Here is a 16,799-nt window from a genome sequence, read left to right on the forward strand (position 1 = left end):
CCGTCCCCTCCCGCGGCCTGGTGGTCACGCCCAAGCCGGGCCTCGCGACCGTTCCGGTGTACGGCAGGGCCTACCCCGAGCCGGAGGCCTACCCGGCGAACGTGCCGGTCCAGGCGATCACTCCGCTGCAGTACACCCTCGCCGCGGGCCAGCGCTACACCCTCGGCCTCGTCGCCCAGGGCGAGTACTACAGGGCCGTGACCTTCGACGCGTCCCAGCACGTGGTGGTACGAGGGAAGCTGAAGTACTACCAGATCCAGTTCGGCCACCGTGTGATGTTCGTCAAGGCCGACGACGTCGTGGTTTCCCTCGCCTGAGGGCGACCCCGGGCAGGAACGTGAGCAGGCCGGGGGAGCCGGGGCGTGAGCCCCGGTCTCCCCCGGCCGGTTCCCTGCCCGACCGGCCTCCCGGCCTTAATCCCGGCCCGAGCGGTCGTCCGACCGGCCTCCCGATCCGGCTCTCCGCCCGGTCGGCCTCTCAGTCCGGTTCCCGGGCCGACCGGCCTCCCGGCCCGAGAGGTCGTCCGGTCCCCGGCGGCCTCAGCGCAAAGTGCCGTTGGTCATGCCGGCGGGCTCCTCCGGGACGGCGACCAGGCCGAGTTCGGAGGGGGACGCCACGAGGGGATGGTCGGGGACGACCCGGACGGTGTAGCCGAAGGAGCCGGTGCGGTCCAGCGGGATGCTGCCACTGAAGATCGCCTTGCCGTCGTCGCCGTCCTCCTCGAGGGTCAGGTCCGAGTAGGCCGGGCCGACCAGCTCGTCATGGACCCCCACCAGTCCGTAGGCGGCCTGGACCCGGATGTCTCCGGGCTCCAGCTCGCCCAGGGCGATGGTCGCCCGCAGCTCCAGGGCCGCCCCGACCTCGGGGGTGTCCCCCAGGTTGGAGGCCTCCACGTGCTCGACCCGGACCCCCGGCCATGCCTGGCCGACCCGCAGCTTCCACGCGGCGAAGCTCTTGGCCGGCTCGTATCCGTCCGCCAGCAGGGCACGCGCGGACCTGGCCGCCGGGGTGTAGAGGTCGACGACGTAGTCGCGGAGCATCCGCCCGGCGAGGACCTTGGGCCCGAGGGAGGTCAGGGTGTGGCGGACCATCTCCAGCCAGCGCAGCGGCAGGCCGTCGGAGGCGCGGTCGTAGAACCTGTCGGCCACCTCGTGCTCGATCAGGTCGTAGAGCGCGCCGGCCTCCAGCTCGTCGCGGCGGTCGGGGTCGGTGACGCCGTCGGCGGTGGGAATGGCCCAGCCGTTGGTGCCGTCGTACCACTCGTCCCACCAGCCGTCGCGGATGGACAGGTTGAGGCCGCCGTTCAGCGCGGCCTTCATGCCCGAGGTCCCGCTCGCCTCCAGCGGCCGGATCGGGTTGTTCATCCACACGTCGGAGCCCTGCACGAGGAGCTGGCCCAGGGCCATGTCGTAGTCGGGCAGGAAGACGATGCGGTGCCGCACGTCCTCCCGGTCGGCGAACTTCACGATCTGCTGGATGAGCTTCTTGCCGCCCTCGTCGGCCGGGTGCGCCTTGCCCGCGATCACGATCTGGACCGGCTTGTCCGGGTCGAGGAGCAGCTCGCGGAGCCGGTCCTGATCGCTCAGCATCAGGGTCAGCCGCTTGTAGGAGGGGACCCGGCGGGCGAACCCGATGGTCAGCACGTCGGGGTCGAGGGCGTCGTCGATCCAGCCGAGCTCTGCGCGGGAGGCGCCGCGGTCGAGCCAGGACCGGCGCAGCCGCACGCGTGCGGCCTCCACCAGCCGCGCGCGCAGCTGCCCCCGGATCCCCCAGATGTCGGCGTCGGAGATCTTGTTGACGCCCTCCCAGCCCTGGGCCCGCTCGACCAGCGTGGGCAGCTCCCTGCCCGCCAGCTCCATGATCTCCCGGCCGACCCAGGTGGGCGCGTGCACGCCGTTGGTGATCGAGCCGATCGGGACCTCGTCGGCGTCGAACCCCGGCCACAGGCCCTGGAACATCTCCCGGCTGACCGCCCCGTGCAGCTCCGAGACGCCGTTGACCCGCTGGGCCAGCCGCATGCCCATCGCGGCCATGTTGAACTTGCCGGGCTCCTCCTCCGCGCCGAGTGCCAGGATGCGGTCGACCGGGACCGTGGGCCACGCGTTCTCGCCGCCGAACTGGCGGGCGATCATCTCGGCCGGGAAGCGGTCGATCCCGGCGGGGACGGGGGTGTGGGTGGTGAAGACCGTCCCGGCCCGCACCGCCTCCAGGGCCTCGTCGAAGGAGAGCCTGGTCTCGGTGAGCTCGCGGATGCGTTCGAGGCCCAGGAAGCCCGCGTGCCCCTCGTTGGTGTGGAACACCTCGGGTTCGGGGTGGCCGCTGACCCGGGAGTAGGCCCGGATGGCCCGGACGCCGCCGACGCCGAGCAGCAGCTCCTGCATCAGCCGGTGATCGGTGCCTCCGCCGTACAGGCGGTCGGTGACGTCGCGGGCGGCGGTGTCGTTCTCGGCCACGTCGGAGTCGAGCAGCAGCAGCGGGACCCGGCCCACCTGGGCCACCCAGATCTGGGCGTGCAGCGTGCGCTGCTCGGGCAGGCTGATCGCGACCCGCACCGGCGTGCCGTCCTCCTCCTTGAGGAGGGCCAGGGGCAGGCCGCCGGGGTCGAGGGACGGGTAGTGCTCCAGCTGCCACCCCTCGGGCGAGAGGGACTGGGTGAAGTAGCCGTGCCGGTACAGCAGGCCGACCGCCAGGATCGGCACGCCGAGGTCGCTGGCCGTCTTGAGATGGTCACCGGCGAGGATGCCGAGGCCGCCGGAGTACTGCGGCAGGGCGGCGGCGATGCCGTACTCGGGCGAGAAGTAGGCGACGGCCCGGGGGGCGTCGGGAATGCTCTGGTACCACCTCGGCGCGGTCATGTATTCACGGAGGTCGTCCGCCGCGTCGGCGACCTTCCTGAGGAAGCGGCGGTCGGCGGCCAGCTCGCGGAGACGACCTGCGTCGACCGCGCCGAGCAGCGCGACGGGGTCGTGGCCTACCCGCTCCCAGACGACCGGATCGACCTCGGCGAAGAGGTCGAGCGTCTCGGGATGCCACGACCAGCGCAGATTGTGGACAAGCTCGCCGAGGGAGGCCAGCTCCGGAGGAAGGACGGTGCGGACGGTGAACCTGCGGATTGCTCTCACGGTGCCAGACCCTAGTTACTCAGCGCCACGAGGGCGACCTCAACACTCACGCGTCTCCCCCTCACCGCTATCAATCAACCCCAAACACATCAAAGCCGGGTTGATCACACCTTCGGGCAACGCGCCCGGGGAGTACGAGATCCCGCAGTCTTCCGCCGACACGCATGAAGATGGACTATTGGGGCAACGCATCTATGGGCCGCAATGCTCTGCCTCCCGGAACCGGCCGTCCACGCGGAGGCGGGACGTAGTCCTGCCCCAAGGCCGGTCACGGGGACGTTTGAAAAAACGAAGATCTTTTTTTGCCGACTTTTTTCCGGCGGTACCGGGCGTGCCGTCGCTACCTTGAGACGCGATGATCGGACGAATCCCAATCCAGGACATCCACCCCACGGTCGACTGCGGGCGCTACCCCGCCAAGGCCGCTGCGGGCGAGACCTTCGAGATCGCCGCCACCGTGTTCCGGGAGGGACACGACGCGGTGGCCGCCGGAGCCGTGCTCACCGGCCCGGACGGCGTGCGCGGCCCGCTGCTGCGCATGAGAGAGCTGGCTCCGGGCACCGACCGCTGGGGCGTCGAGGTGACGCTGCCCACCGAGGGCGACTGGCACTTCCGCGTCGAGGCGTGGAGTGATCCCATGGCCACCTGGCTCCACGACGCGGGCATCAAGATCCCGCGTGACATGGACGCCGAGCTCATGTGCGAGGAGGGCGCCCGGCTCTTCGAACGCGCGGCCAGGGCCGTACGGCCCGCGGACTGCGGCGGCCTGAGCCGCAGGCCCGCGACCGTGAAGGCGCCTGGCGGCAAGACGGCGGGCGGCAAGGCTGCGGGCAAGGCCGCCGCTACGGCCCCGGCCGGCTCCGCGGGGCGGGAGGCCGTCGCGGAGGCCCACGTGTGCGGGCACCGGGCCGCACTCCTGGCGGTGGCGGCCAAGCTGCGCGACCGGGAGCTCGACCCGCGCGCCCGGTTCTCCCTGGCCCAGCTCCCCGAGACCGCGGAGCTGCTGCGCGCCCACCCGCTCCGGGACCTGGTGACCAGGTCACCCAGGCGCGTGGTCAGGGTCGACCGGCGCAGGGCGCTGTTCGGCTCCTGGTACGAGTTCTTCCCCCGCTCCGAGGGCGCGATCGTCGAACGGGACACTGCTCCCAAGTCCGGAAATTTCACGACCTCCGCGAAGCGGCTGCCCGCCGTCGCGAAGATGGGCTTCGACGTCGTCTACCTGCCGCCCATCCACCCGATCGGGCACAGCTTCCGCAAGGGCCGCAACAACACCCTGACGCCCGAGCCGTACGACCCCGGCTCTCCCTGGGCGATCGGCTCCGAGGAGGGCGGCCACGACGCCATCCACCCCGACCTCGGCACCTTCGAGGACTTCGACGCCTTCGTGGCCAAGACCCGCGAGCTCGGCATGGAGGTCGCCCTCGACCTGGCCCTGCAGTGCGCGCCCGACCACCCGTGGGTCAAGGAGCACCCGGAGTGGTTCAACATCCGCGCGGACGGCTCGATCGCCTACGCAGAGAACCCGCCGAAGAAGTACCAGGACATCTATCCGCTGAACTTCGACAAGGATCCCGAGGGCATCTACGCCGAGGTCAAGCGGGTGGTGCGGCTCTGGATGGACCACGGCGTGCGGATCTTCCGGGTGGACAACCCGCACACCAAGCCGGTGGCGTTCTGGGAGCGGCTGCTGGCCGACATCAACTCCACCGACCCGGACGTGCTGTTCCTGGCGGAGGCGTTCACCCGCCCGGCGATGATGCAGGCCCTGGCCAAGGTCGGCTTCCACCAGTCCTACACCTACTTCACGTGGAAGAACTCCCGGCCGGAGGTCGAGGCCTACCTGAGCGAGCTCTCCCACGAGACGTCACACTTCCTGCGGCCGAACGTATTCGTCAATACCCCGGACATTCTCCACGAATACCTGCAACAAGGGGGAGTCCCGGCATTTTATATCAGAGCTATCCTCGCGGCGATGGCGATGCCGACCTGGGGGGTATACGCCGGATATGAACTTGCGGAGAATGTCCCGGTTCGACCAGGTAGCGAAGAATACCTAGATAGTGAGAAATATCAGTATAAACCGCGTGATTGGGTAGAGGCTGAGCGAGAAGGCCGTAGCCTCGCGCCCTTCATCACGCAACTTAATTTGTTCCGAAGAGCACACCCGGCGCTCCAGGAACTGCGTAACCTACGGTTCCATAGCGTCGACCATCCGGACGTGGTCTGCTTCTCCAAGCGGCTGCCCGGCGCCTACGACACGGCCACACGACGGCACGGCCTGGGCGATGTGGTGCTGACGGTCGTGAATCTCGATCCACACAACACCCATGAGGCGACGGTCTCCCTGGACATGCCGTCTCTGGGTCTCGACTGGCATGCCGAGTTCTTCGTCGACGACGAGCTGTCAGGCGAGTCGTATCGCTGGCGGCAGAACAACTACGTGCGCCTCGATCCCCATATCCACCCAGCACACATCTTCACTTTGCGTGCCGCGACGGCGAACCAGCGGTGAGCCGGCCGGGTACGCGAAACCGGCAGAACAGCGGGGAGTCCACTGGTGAGTCAGCTACCTGAGCCAATCCCGAACACCTTCGACGAGGAGAAGCCGCGCGATCCGTACTGGTTCAAGCGCGCCGTCTTCTACGAGGTGCTCATCCGGGGATTCGCCGATTCCAACGGGGACGGCACCGGAGACATCCGCGGCCTCATCGACAAACTGGACTATCTCCAGTGGCTTGGCGTGGACTGCCTCTGGCTGCTGCCCCTGTACGAGTCGCCGCTCCGCGATGGCGGCTACGACATCGCGGACTTCATGAAGATCCTCCCCGAATTCGGTGATCTCGGAGATTTCATCAAGTTGGTGGACGAAGCCCACAAGCGGGGCATGCGCGTCATCGCCGACCTGGTGATGAACCACACCAGCGACCAGCACCCCTGGTTCCAGGCCTCCCGCCACGACCCCGAGGGCCCGTTCGGCGACTTCTACGTCTGGAGCGACTCCGACGAGCTCTACAAGGACGCCCGGGTCATCTTCATCGACACCGAGACGTCCAACTGGTCCCACGACCCGGTGCGGGGCCAGTACTACTGGCACAGGTTCTTCTCCCACCAGCCGGACCTCAACTACGAGAACCCGGACGTGCAGGACGCGATGCTGGAGGTGCTGCGGTTCTGGCTGGACCTGGGCATCGACGGGTTCCGGATGGACGCCATCCCCTACCTGTTCGAGCAGGACGGCACGAACTGCGAGAACCTGCCCCGGACCCACGAGTACCTCAAGCGGGTCAGGGCCGAGGTCGACCGCCTCTACCCCGACCGGGTGCTGCTGGCCGAGGCCAACCAGTGGCCGGCGGACGTGGTGGAGTACTTCGGCGACCCGGCGACCGGCGGCGACGAGTGCCACATGGCCTTCCACTTCCCGCTGATGCCGCGCATCTTCATGGCCGTCAGGCGGGAGTCCCGCTACCCGATCTCGGAGATCATGGCCCAGACGCCGAAGATCCCCGAGAACTGCCAGTGGGGCATCTTCCTGCGCAACCACGACGAGCTCACGCTTGAGATGGTGACCGACGACGAGCGCGACTACATGTACTCGGAGTACGCCAAGGACCCCCGGATGCGGGCCAACGTCGGCATCCGGCGGCGGCTGGCCCCGCTGCTGGAGAACGACCGCAACCAGATCGAGCTGTTCACCGCGCTGCTGCTGTCGCTGCCCGGGTCACCGGTGCTCTACTACGGCGACGAGATCGGGATGGGCGACAACATCTGGCTGGGCGACCGCGACGGCGTCCGCACCCCGATGCAGTGGAGCCCGGACCGCAACGCCGGGTTCTCCGACTGCGACCCCGCCCGGCTCTACCTGCCGGTCATCATGGACCCGATCTACGGCTACCAGGCGATCAACGTCGAGGCGCAGCAGAAGAGCTCCGGCTCGCTGCTGCACTGGACCAAGCGGATGATCGACATCCGCAAGCGCCACCCGGTCTTCGGCCTGGGGGCGTTCACCGAGCTGAACTCCTCCAACCCGAGCGTCCTCGCCTACGTGCGCGAGTACGGCGACGACCGCATCCTGTGCGTCAACAACCTGTCGCGGTTCCCGCAGCCGGTGGAGCTGGACCTGCGCCGGTTCGAGGGATCGGTGCCCGTCGAGACCATGGGTGGGGTGCCGTTCCCACCGATTGGCGAACTTCCGTATCTTTTGACGCTTCCTGGGCATGGGTTCTATTGGTTCACCTTGCCACCCGTAACCCAGGAGGCGTAAAGCCGTGTTGACGGAGCTCCTTACCGGCTGGATCACCCATCAACGATGGTTCGCCGGTAAGGGGCGGCCGATAGACGAGCTCAGCGTCGATTCCGACGTCGAGCTCTCCCCCGGCCTGCACCATCTGATCATCTCGGTGCGCCAGGGCGGGGCGCACGACCGCTACCAGCTCCTGCTCGGCACCGGCGGGGACACCTCCGGGCGCTACAGCCACGCCCGGATCGGTGACGGCTACTACGACGCCGTCTACGACCCCGACCTCACCGGCACCCTGCTCGCGGGGATGGCCGGGGGCCGTGACCTCGGCCCGCTCCGCTTCCGCCACCTGGAGGGGGTGGAGATCGACACCTCCCTGCGGAGCCTCGTGCTCGGCGCGGAGCAGTCCAACACCTCCCTGGTGTACGGCGAGACCTACATCTGCAAGCTGTTCCGCCGCCTGATCCCAGGGGTCAACCCCGAGCTGGAGATCGTCACCGCCCTGGCCCGGCACGGCGCCGGCCACATCGCGCAGCCGTACGGCTGGATCGAGACCGACCTCGACGGCGAGCCCACCACCCTGGCGATGACCCAGGAGTTCCTCGCCACCGCCAACGACGGCTGGGCCCTGGCCCTGGCCAGCGTCCGCGACCTGTACGCCAGCCTGGACGCCTCGGCCTCCGACGCGGGCGGCGACTTCAGCTCCGAGGCCTACCGGCTCGGCGTGGCCACCGCCGAGGTCCACCGCGAGCTGGCCGCCGCGTTCCCCACCGACGTGATGGAGGCGCAGGAGGTCAAGCAGATGGTCGAGGACCATCGCCGCCGCCTGGCCGGTGTGATCGAGGAGGTGCCACAGCTCGGCCGGTACGCGCGGGTGGCCGAGGAGGCCTACCAGCGGGTCGCCGACGTGGTCTCCGAGATCCCCGTGCAGCGCGTCCACGGTGACTACCACCTCGGCCAGGTGATGCGCACGACCACCGACTGGGTCGTCCTCGACTTCGAGGGCGAGCCCGGCCAGCCCCTCGCCGAGCGCCGCGCGCTGTCCTCCCCGCTGCGGGACGTGGCCGGCATGCTCCGCTCGTTCGACTACGCCGCCCGCCACCTGCTGGCCGACCACCCCGACGCCGAGGAACTGCGCCCCCGGGCCGTCGAATGGGCCGAGCTCAACCGCTCGTCCTTCCTGGCCGGCTACTCCGCCGGCGGCGGCCGCCTGCACGCCGAGGACGCCGTACTGCTGCGCGCCCTGGAGCTGGTCAAGGCCGTCTACGAGGTCGGTTACGAGGCCCGCAACCGCCCCTCCTGGCTTCCCATCCCCATGGCCGCCTTCCAGGTCGAGCGGTAGGGAGCGCCCCTGCCGTTCCCGCGGTCACGGTTGTGGTGATCACCCCGCCTACCAGGGCCTTTCCACGTCATCAGGGGAACGTCGGCCTCACGGTCCTGCTGTGACCAGCAGGCGGCCCAACTGGGGATGGAACTCGAAATGGGCAGGTTGTCTCCGATCGGGCCAACCGATCGGAGACGACCTGCCCATTTCGAGGAACGCGACGCTAGACGGTGTAGATGAACTTGGTCCCGTTGACATTGACGGTGGCGAGGGCCGAACCGCTCACACCACTGATTCCCGTGGGAAGATTCTGCCACCCATTGGCACTACTGGCCTCATACACCTTCCCGTCAACGACGGTATAGATGAACTTGGTCCCATTGACATTCCCCACAGCGAGAGCCGAACCGCTCACACCACTGATCCCCGTGGGAAGATTCTGCCACCCATTGGCGCTACTGGCCTCATACACCTTCCCGTCAACGACGGTGTAGATGAACTTGGTCCCGTCGACATTGACGGTGGCGAGGGCCGAACCGCTCACACCGCTGATCCCCGTGGGAAGATTCTGCCACCCATTGGCGCTACTGGCCTCATACACCTTCCCGTCAACGACGGTGTAGATGAACTTGGTCCCATTGACATTGACGGTGGCGAGGGCCGAACCGCTCACACCACTGATCCCCGTGGGAAGATTCTGCCAGCCATTGGCACTACTGGCCTCATAGACCTTCCCGTCAACGACGGTATAGATGAACTTGGTCCCGTCGACATTCCCCACGGCGAGAGCCGAACCGCTCACACCACTGATCCCCGTGGGAAGACTCTGCCACCCATTGGCACTACTGGCCTCATACACCTTCCCGTCAACGACGGTATAGATGAACTTGGTCCCGTCGACATTCCCCACGGCGAGAGCCGAACCGCTCACACCACTGATCCCCGTGGGAAGACTCTGCCACCCATTGGCGCTACTGGCCTCATACACGCGCCCGCTGCTGGTTCCGCAGTTGCGGCTGGTGACGTTCCGGTGGGTCTGGTTGTCGCCGCCGCCGTACGTGACGCCGTTGAAGGCGGGCCTGACCCGCTCCGCGCCCGAGTAACCCCAGGATGCCTCCCCGTTGCCGTTGGAGTCGTAGCCCAGCTCGAAGTGGAGGTGCGGGTGATTGTTGGACGTCGGGCCTGTACGGCCGACCCGCCCGATGAGAGTGCCCTGCGCCACGCCGGCGCCGACACCCACGGCCCGGGACTGCAGATGCAGGTAAGTGGTGAACCAGCCACCACCATGGTTGATCTGGATCACGTTGCCGGCGTTGCTGTGGTAATACGACTGGTTGACGGTGCCAGAGGCGGGGGCGACGAGCGTGGCACCCTCGGTCCCTTGCTGGTCGGGTTCCTTGACCATGTCGAGCGCCGGGGCGTGGCCCCATGTATCCAGTCGCCACTGCTGGTCGCAGGGGAAAGGCAGTTGGAGGGCGGGAGCGGCCGGCACCCCCTGAAGAACTGACAGGGATGCCGGGGCCGCAGCGTGTGCCGGCAGGTTCGCCAGGCTACCCGTAAGCACTATAAGAGCGGCTACAGCGGTTGTTCTTGCCCGAATCAGGTGCGATATTCCCGCTTGTCGCGAGCGGATGGAGACGAATGGGCGCATGGTGACGTATCCCCTAACGGTCGAGAAGCCCTGAGGCAGGCACGGACCGAGCCAGGTTGGTGATCTTCGCCTGCCTGTCGGTTACCACCGTGGCGGGCGGCCCACCCAGCGACAAGGAATCTGGGACAACACGGGAAAACGGGATGGAAGACGGTTCTGACCAGCGCAATCCCAGATGTCATGGGATGCGGCGGGACACGGGGCAGAAGGAAAGCCGATCTTCCTGTTAGCCTACGGGCGTCGAACATGAGGCCTGGACTCGAGGAGTCAGGATGTCAGAACCGGCTGCGGCCGAGGATTTAGCCTCATACTTACGCGGGTTGAAAAACAAGACAGGCCGTAGTTACGACACGCTCGCCAAGCGGCTCGGTATCAGCAAATCCACACTTCACCGTTATTGCTCGGGGGAGAGCGTGCCGCCGCGCTTCACCCTCCTGGAACAGTTCGCCAAGGAGTGCAAGGCGAACCGTCATGAACTCACCGAGCTGCACCGGCGATGGCTGAGTGCCCAAACCGCCCAGACATCCGCGGCGGAGCCCGGCACGGCCCGCCAGGCCCAACCGGGCAACCACGACTCATCGCACCCGCAGCTTTCCGGCGTAGTGGAGACCCCGCCTGTAACGGGGGGCCTGCACGGACGCCTGGTGGTCTTGCGCGAGAGCCGTAAGCGGTGGACGCTGGGCATCTTGTCTGTGTTGTCCGTCGCGGGACTCTTGATCTGGCGCCCTCATCACGACCCGCAGGCCGCCGCGGAGACCACCGCGCAGAAATCAGCCGGTGACGTGCGCTCCTGTACCACCCGCCGGGGTGTCAAGCATGCCGACGCCAGGCAGAACGGCCATGTGTGGACCACGGATTTCGTGTGCGCGAACCGGCCTGAGACATCGCTGTATCTCACCGTGGGCACCACGGAGAAGATAGCGGTTCTGGACACCCCGAAAAGCTGGTTCGTCTGCTGGTCCCTCGGGCGTGTGCAAAGTGACGGGGGAACGATCTGGTACTACACCCGGGGAGATCGTTCAGAACCGGGAAAGGAGGCCTGGGCAGGGTGGGGGTTCGCCGCAGCCGAATATGTGGAGGCTGTCAGCCATCCGCTGCCTGACATGCCGGAATGCCGCTTCGCTGAACCTGTTTCGTCCTCAGGTGGGCCGCCTGCCGGTCACAGCATGACCGCGCGTCCGAGGTCCCCCTGATGACGTGGAGAAATCCCTGGCAGGCGGATTGATCGCTACAACCGTCACCGTCGCGACCAGGGGCTTCGGGTGCTGTTCCACCGTGCCGCGGTCGAGTTGTCGCGCTCGACGCCGGACCACGTCGCCGGCCTGATCCGCGGGAGGTCAGCGGGGGTCGCGGACCTCCACCCTCTCCTCGCGGTAGTCGTCGCTCCCGTCGTCCGGCCTGTAGTCTCCCTCGACGTTGCCGGCGATGTCCACGGCGAACCAGCGCACCTCGGTGGTCCTGCCGACCGTGATCCGCTGTGCTTCCTCGCGTATCCCCGCGGCCGCGAGCTTGGGCGAGCTCAGCGTCGGGCGGCTGCCGTCCAGCGTGTAGTAGACGTTGGCGGGCTCGTCGGTCTCGAACGTGAACGTGACTGAAGTACCGGTCCGGCCGGTCACCTTCAGATCCGACCCGGGGCGGTCCCCGTCGTCGGCGAAGGACCGGGCGACCTCCAGGATGCCGATCTGGCCGCCGGCGAACTCCATCGCCTCCTCGTGCCCCTCGGCGAACTCCGGCTGGAAGCCGACCGCGTGGAACCGCTTGGTCGCCGGGTCGTAGACGTCCGCGCCGACCTCGAAGTCCCAGCTGATGACTCCGCGGTTGAACCAGTGCTCGTCGGAGCTGTTGCCGGCCGCGGAGTACAGCACGTCCGGCACCGCACCGGTGCGACCCGGCCAGATCGCCGTACCGCGCCAGGACTGGACCGCGGAGAGAATGTGGCCGGAGGCCTTCCAGAAGAAGTTCTCCATGCCGAGGTCGACCCGTGGCAGCAGCTCGCGTCCGGTCGATCTGTACGCGCCTGGAGGCCACATGAAGTAGCCGCCGTAAGCGTGGGTGTTCATCGCGAACTTGATGTTCGGGTAGCGCCGGGTCAGCCAGACCTCGTTGCGCGCCTCCGGTTCGGACAGTTCCCTCGGACCGGCGAAGGTGTCGCCGGTGCAGTTCGTCGAGGCGCCGCTGTACCCGTCGAATATGGAACCGACCGAAAAGTTGCGGTTCAGGTCCACGCCCCAGGAGTTGCGCCGCGCCGGGTCCGCCGCGCCGGCCGCGCAGTGGTTGGTCATGTTGCGACGTTGGAAGTTGTAGTCGTACATGCTGTAGTGCGCGCCGTCCGGGTTGACCGTCGGCACGACGAAGATGTCGAGGTCGTCGACCAGCTCCCTGGTCCGCCCGTGGCGAGCGTAGTTGCGCAGGAGCCGCTCGGCGGTCTCCACGCAGACCAGCGGGGTCACCCACTCACGGGCGTGCTCCTGGCAGTAGAGGAACACGCCGGTCTTCGAGCCGTCCCGTTTCTTCCCGATACGCAGCGCCTTCATCTGGAACGGGTCACGCGAGACGCTTGACGGCGCCTTCAGGCTGTCGGTCAGCCTCGTCGCCGGCGCCGCGGCGACCACGCCGCCACCAGCGTCATCCCGATAGGTGCCGGCGGTCAGCAGCGCCGATGCCTCCGCGTCGGCGTCGAGCGCGTCGACCACCTGCCGGGCGGTGCTGCTGATCGCGCCGGCCCCGTCCGTGGCCAGGTTGACCACGATGTCCTTGCCGGTGACCGAGACACTGATCGGGGCGGACGCGGCGGCGGGCCTCACCAGGGCCACACTGATGTCGTTGCCGCCTTCGTGTCCGTATGCCTTCGAGCTCACGTAGAACGTGCTCGCCGCGCCGCTGCCGAACTGCGCCTGCGCCGCCCGGCGGTAGCCGTTCGTCCTGTACGGCAGATCGACGATCTGTGAGATCTTCGGGAACTCCCCGGCCAGCGCGGTGATCCGGTCGGTCACCTCGGTCGGGTCCATGTAGTGGTCGACGAAGTCCGCGACGTAGTGCCTGCCGGGTGCCTTGCGCCTGTCCCCCAGCCACCTGGTCACCGGGGCCGTGACCGAGCCGCCCCGGCTGCTGGTGACCGTGACCCTGCCGGGAATCTCGGCGACGGACAGCGGCGAGTTGAACCGGTGGTACAGGTACTGACCTGCGTCGGTGAAGCGCGACATCGTCGCGGTGCCACCGGAGCCGGGAGGTGTCCTCTTGCCGCTGTCCCAGGTGACGGTGAGCACCGTCTGCGCGTCGGTGGCGCTCGACTTCACCTCCACCGAGAGGAAACGCCGATCACCGCGGCTGGTGAACCACTCGGCGCGGAGCGGGATCAGCGTGTCGGCCTCCGCCGCCGCTTCCGCCGCCGAAGCGAGCGCGGCCTGCCGGTCGGCCGTGTTCTCGGTGAAGTCGGCCTGGTCCGAGAGGGCACCGCGTACGTCGAATCCCAGATCGCGTAGCCCTTGAGCCTCCTGAGGGCTCAGTACGGCGTGTACCTCGAAACCGCCGTCGACGGGTTTCCGGTACTCCGCGAGGTCGACCCCCAAGGCGTTGAGTCTGTCGATGCCGTCCTGGCCGGGGACGACGACGCGCAGTAGCGCCACGCCGTTCTGTCCGGTGCCGGACCGCCGGTCGGGTACGACTTCGCCGGGCGGCGGGGACGGATCGGCGAGAACAGGGATCGAGCTGAGGCCGAGGGCGACGGGCAGGGCGAGTACGACCGCGACCCGACCGGCTCTCCTGCCGTCGATAGAGCTCCGCATCGAAGGTTCCTCCAGTTGGCGCACGACCCCGGCAGCGGCCCCCAGAGAAAAGGCGCAATTGGCGCGATTTTTCTCTATAGGGAAAGTCTTCACCAAGACTCCAAGCACCCGCATCAAGTGCATCCAGTGCATTCAGTGGCGCCAGTGAGGAGTTATATGTAATTTCTCTGCGGACCATATCGCTTGATACACGGCCACCTGCGGTCCAACACGGCAAGAACACCGCCAGAAATCACCTGTTCGGCAATCATTCCAACGGTCCGAGTCACGCCGCCCGAACGCCCGTCTCAGCCGTCGGAGAACGGCAGGGCGACGAGGTTGTAGGACATCGCGACGGCGAAGAACCCCACCCCGCCCAGCGCGACCAGCGTGTAGGACAGTCGTCCGGCCCACCCCCACCAGCCCTTCCACCAGGCGGCGACGGTGGCCGCCGACACGAGGAGCGCGGACACCAGGGCCACGGTCGCGGTGATCCGCAGGACGGCCGGCCACGGCGAGTCGAGCAGCACCGCACCGGGATCGGACATGACGGCGGCGAACCCGGCCAGGAAGGCGGTGYCGAGCGCCCCGGTGATCCAGGCCGGCAACCGGGCCGCGCGGGCAGCGGATGCATGCCGGGGACGTCGCCTGAGGGCCCGCACGGACGCGAGGAGCGGGGACCCGGCGGGCGAAGGGGCGACGGCGACCGCCGCCCCTCCCTCGAAGACCGTCGATGACATGGGGAAACACATTCTTCGCGTTGCGTGACCGACCATAAAGATCATGGTTGGCTGGCGGCCATGATCATGGGATTGAGCAGGGGCCTGGTCGCGATCGTGGCGGCGGTCGCCGTCGCCGGGGGGACGGCGTGGGCGGGCGCGGGAGCCACCGGCGGCGGAGCCGTACAGGATTCGGTCACGCGGGTCGAGGCGTACCTCGACGGGATCCGCGACGAGCCGGGACGGCTCCGGGAGTTCGTGTCCGGCCTGCCCAAGGGTGTCGATCTTCACACGCACCTGTCGGGTGCCGTACCCACCGATCTCCTGCTCCGTTCCGCCGCACGCGACGACCTGTGCGTCGACACCTCGTCCTTCGTCGCGTCGGCGCCGCCGTGCGGCACCGGTCAGCGGCCGGCTCGCGACGCGACCGCCGACACGCGCTTCGCCGACGAGATCGTGCGGGCCTGGTCGATGCGGGGATTCACCCCGGGCGCCGAGTCGGGCCACGACCACTTCTTCGCGGCGTTCGGCAAGTTCGGGGCCGCGACCTCCCACAAGGGAGAGCTGCTGGCCGCGCTCGCCTCCCGGTCCGCCGCCCAGCACGAGTTCGCCCTGGAGGTCATGCTGTCCCGCCAGTCCGGGGCGGTCCAGGAGCTCGTCACCAAGGTCGGGGCCGACACCGACCTGGCGCGGCTGCGTGACCGGCTGCTCGCCGACGGCGCGATGGCGAAGATCGTCAAGGCCGCGCGCGCGGACGCCGACGCCGACATCGCCCAGATGCGCGCGATCCTCCGCTGCGGCCGTACGGACGCCGACCCCGGCTGCGGGCTGCCGCTGCGCTTCCTCCTCCAGGTCACCCGCACCGCCGCGCCGGAAGTCGTCTTCGCCCAGATGCTCCTGGGGTTCGAGCTGGCCAAGGCCGACAAGCGTTACGTCGGCGTCAACCTCGTCGCCCCGGAGGACAACCCGGTCGCGCTGCGCGACTACCGGTCGCACATGCGCATGCTCGGCTACCTGCGCGGCCTCTACTCCGAGGCCCACATCACCCTGCACGCCGGTGAGCTCGTTCCCGGCCTGGCCCCGGCCGCGGACCTGCGCTTCCACATCCGTGACGCCGTGGAGACCGGCCACGCCGAACGCATCGGGCACGGCGTCGGCATCGGCGGCGAGGACGACCCGGACGGCCTGCTGGCCGAGATGGCCCGCAAGCACGTCCTCGTCGAGATCGCCCTCACCAGCAACTGCCAGATCCTCCGGGTGTGCGGCGGGCGGCATCCGTTCACGGCGTACCGCGGGGCGGGCGTGCCCGTCGCCCTCGTCACCGACGACGCGGGCATCGAACACACCGACATGACGAGCGAGTACATCCGGGCGATCAGGGATTACGGGCTGCGCTACACCGACCTGAGGACCCTGGCGCGGACCGCGCTCGACCACAGCTTCCTGCGGGGCCGCAGCCTCTGGCGGGCACCCGACGACCATACGCCGGCACCGGAGTGCGCCGGCTCGCCGCTCGGCGGCACCGCGCCCGCCCCGGCCTGCCGCGTGCTCCTGAAGGCGAGCGCGAAGGCCAGGGCCGAATGGAGGCAGGAGGCCGCCTTCGCCGCCTTCGAGGACCGCTACGACGGCTGAGAAAGGCGCGGCTCCTCCCAGGCGCGGCTCCCCCCAGGCGCGGCTCCTCCCAGGCGCGGCTCCTCCCCGATGCCGCCGGTGAGGCGATGACAGCCGTCGCACCCACAAGGCATTTCACCCACGCTATGCCTGCCCGCCACCCGGCCCGCGACGGCAGTTCACGATCGGCCGATTTGATCCAGCCGACACATGCCTCATTGATGATGATTCAGCCCTTTGGGGGAAATATGCGATATCGCCCACTCGCTCTCCTGGCCGCCGCTGCGATCGCGCTGGTCGGCTCGYCCGTGCTCGCCGCGGTTCAGGCCCAGTCCCCCGCCGGCGACCCCGCCGACGCGACCCTGCTGGCC

The 16,799-nt window shown here is 68.4% G+C and carries 9 protein-coding genes and 1 pseudogene; 6 read left to right on the forward strand and 4 right to left on the reverse strand.

Annotated elements, in window-relative coordinates; translation table 11 throughout:
- A pseudogene (locus CA984_RS32735) lies at positions 1–317 on the forward strand (N-acetylmuramoyl-L-alanine amidase); the annotation flags it as partial.
- A gap of 222 nt (positions 318–539) precedes the next feature.
- On the opposite strand, the gene glgP reads toward CA984_RS32735, so the two are convergent.
- The gene (glgP, locus tag CA984_RS32740; protein ID WP_086577333.1) at positions 540–3,122 is read right to left on the reverse strand and encodes an alpha-glucan family phosphorylase; all 2,583 of its coding nucleotides are present in this window, start codon (positions 3,120–3,122) and stop codon (positions 540–542) included.
- 355 nt (positions 3,123–3,477) lie between these two features.
- Here glgP and CA984_RS32745 point away from each other — a divergent pair, with 355 nt between their 5' ends.
- The 3 genes from CA984_RS32745 to CA984_RS32755 are packed head-to-tail and all read left to right on the forward strand — an operon-like array spanning position 3,478 to position 8,701.
- Positions 3,478–5,634 (forward strand): alpha-1,4-glucan--maltose-1-phosphate maltosyltransferase, encoded by a 2,157-nt coding sequence (locus tag CA984_RS32745; protein ID WP_086577334.1) that lies wholly within the window; start codon positions 3,478–3,480, stop codon positions 5,632–5,634.
- A gap of 45 nt (positions 5,635–5,679) precedes the next feature.
- Entirely contained in the window at positions 5,680–7,383 is a 1,704-nt protein-coding gene (gene treS / locus CA984_RS32750; RefSeq protein WP_031160496.1) for a maltose alpha-D-glucosyltransferase, read from the forward strand.
- Positions 7,384–7,387: 4 nt separating this feature from the next.
- Positions 7,388–8,701, forward strand: coding sequence for a maltokinase N-terminal cap-like domain-containing protein (locus CA984_RS32755; RefSeq protein WP_086577335.1), 1,314 nt, complete (start codon positions 7,388–7,390; stop codon positions 8,699–8,701).
- 205 nt (positions 8,702–8,906) lie between these two features.
- Here the strand turns inward: CA984_RS32755 and CA984_RS32760 are convergent, their stop codons facing one another.
- Entirely contained in the window at positions 8,907–10,088 is a 1,182-nt protein-coding gene (locus tag CA984_RS32760; RefSeq protein ID WP_165781505.1) for a M23 family metallopeptidase, read from the reverse strand.
- 518 nt (positions 10,089–10,606) lie between these two features.
- Between CA984_RS32760 and CA984_RS32765 the strand changes: the two genes are divergently transcribed.
- A complete protein-coding gene (locus tag CA984_RS32765) occupies positions 10,607–11,527 on the forward strand; it encodes a helix-turn-helix domain-containing protein (RefSeq protein ID WP_086577337.1) in 921 nt (306 codons plus the stop codon).
- 144 nt (positions 11,528–11,671) lie between these two features.
- On the opposite strand, the gene CA984_RS32770 is transcribed toward CA984_RS32765, so the two are convergent.
- Entirely contained in the window at positions 11,672–14,119 is a 2,448-nt protein-coding gene (locus CA984_RS32770) for a M14 family zinc carboxypeptidase (RefSeq protein ID WP_165781506.1), read from the reverse strand.
- A gap of 287 nt (positions 14,120–14,406) precedes the next feature.
- The gene (locus CA984_RS32775) at positions 14,407–14,838 is read right to left on the reverse strand and encodes a hypothetical protein (RefSeq protein ID WP_207621130.1); all 432 of its coding nucleotides are present in this window, start codon (positions 14,836–14,838) and stop codon (positions 14,407–14,409) included.
- Positions 14,839–14,898: 60 nt separating this feature from the next.
- On the opposite strand from CA984_RS32775, the gene CA984_RS32780 reads away from it, so the two are divergent.
- Positions 14,899–16,449, forward strand: coding sequence for an amidohydrolase family protein (locus CA984_RS32780; RefSeq protein ID WP_086577339.1), 1,551 nt, complete (start codon positions 14,899–14,901; stop codon positions 16,447–16,449).
- The last annotated feature ends 350 nt before the right edge of the window (positions 16,450–16,799 follow it).

Origin of the sequence: Streptosporangium minutum (assembly GCF_002149035.1) — a bacterium.
Lineage (GTDB): Bacteria > Actinomycetota > Actinomycetes > Streptosporangiales > Streptosporangiaceae > Streptosporangium > Streptosporangium minutum.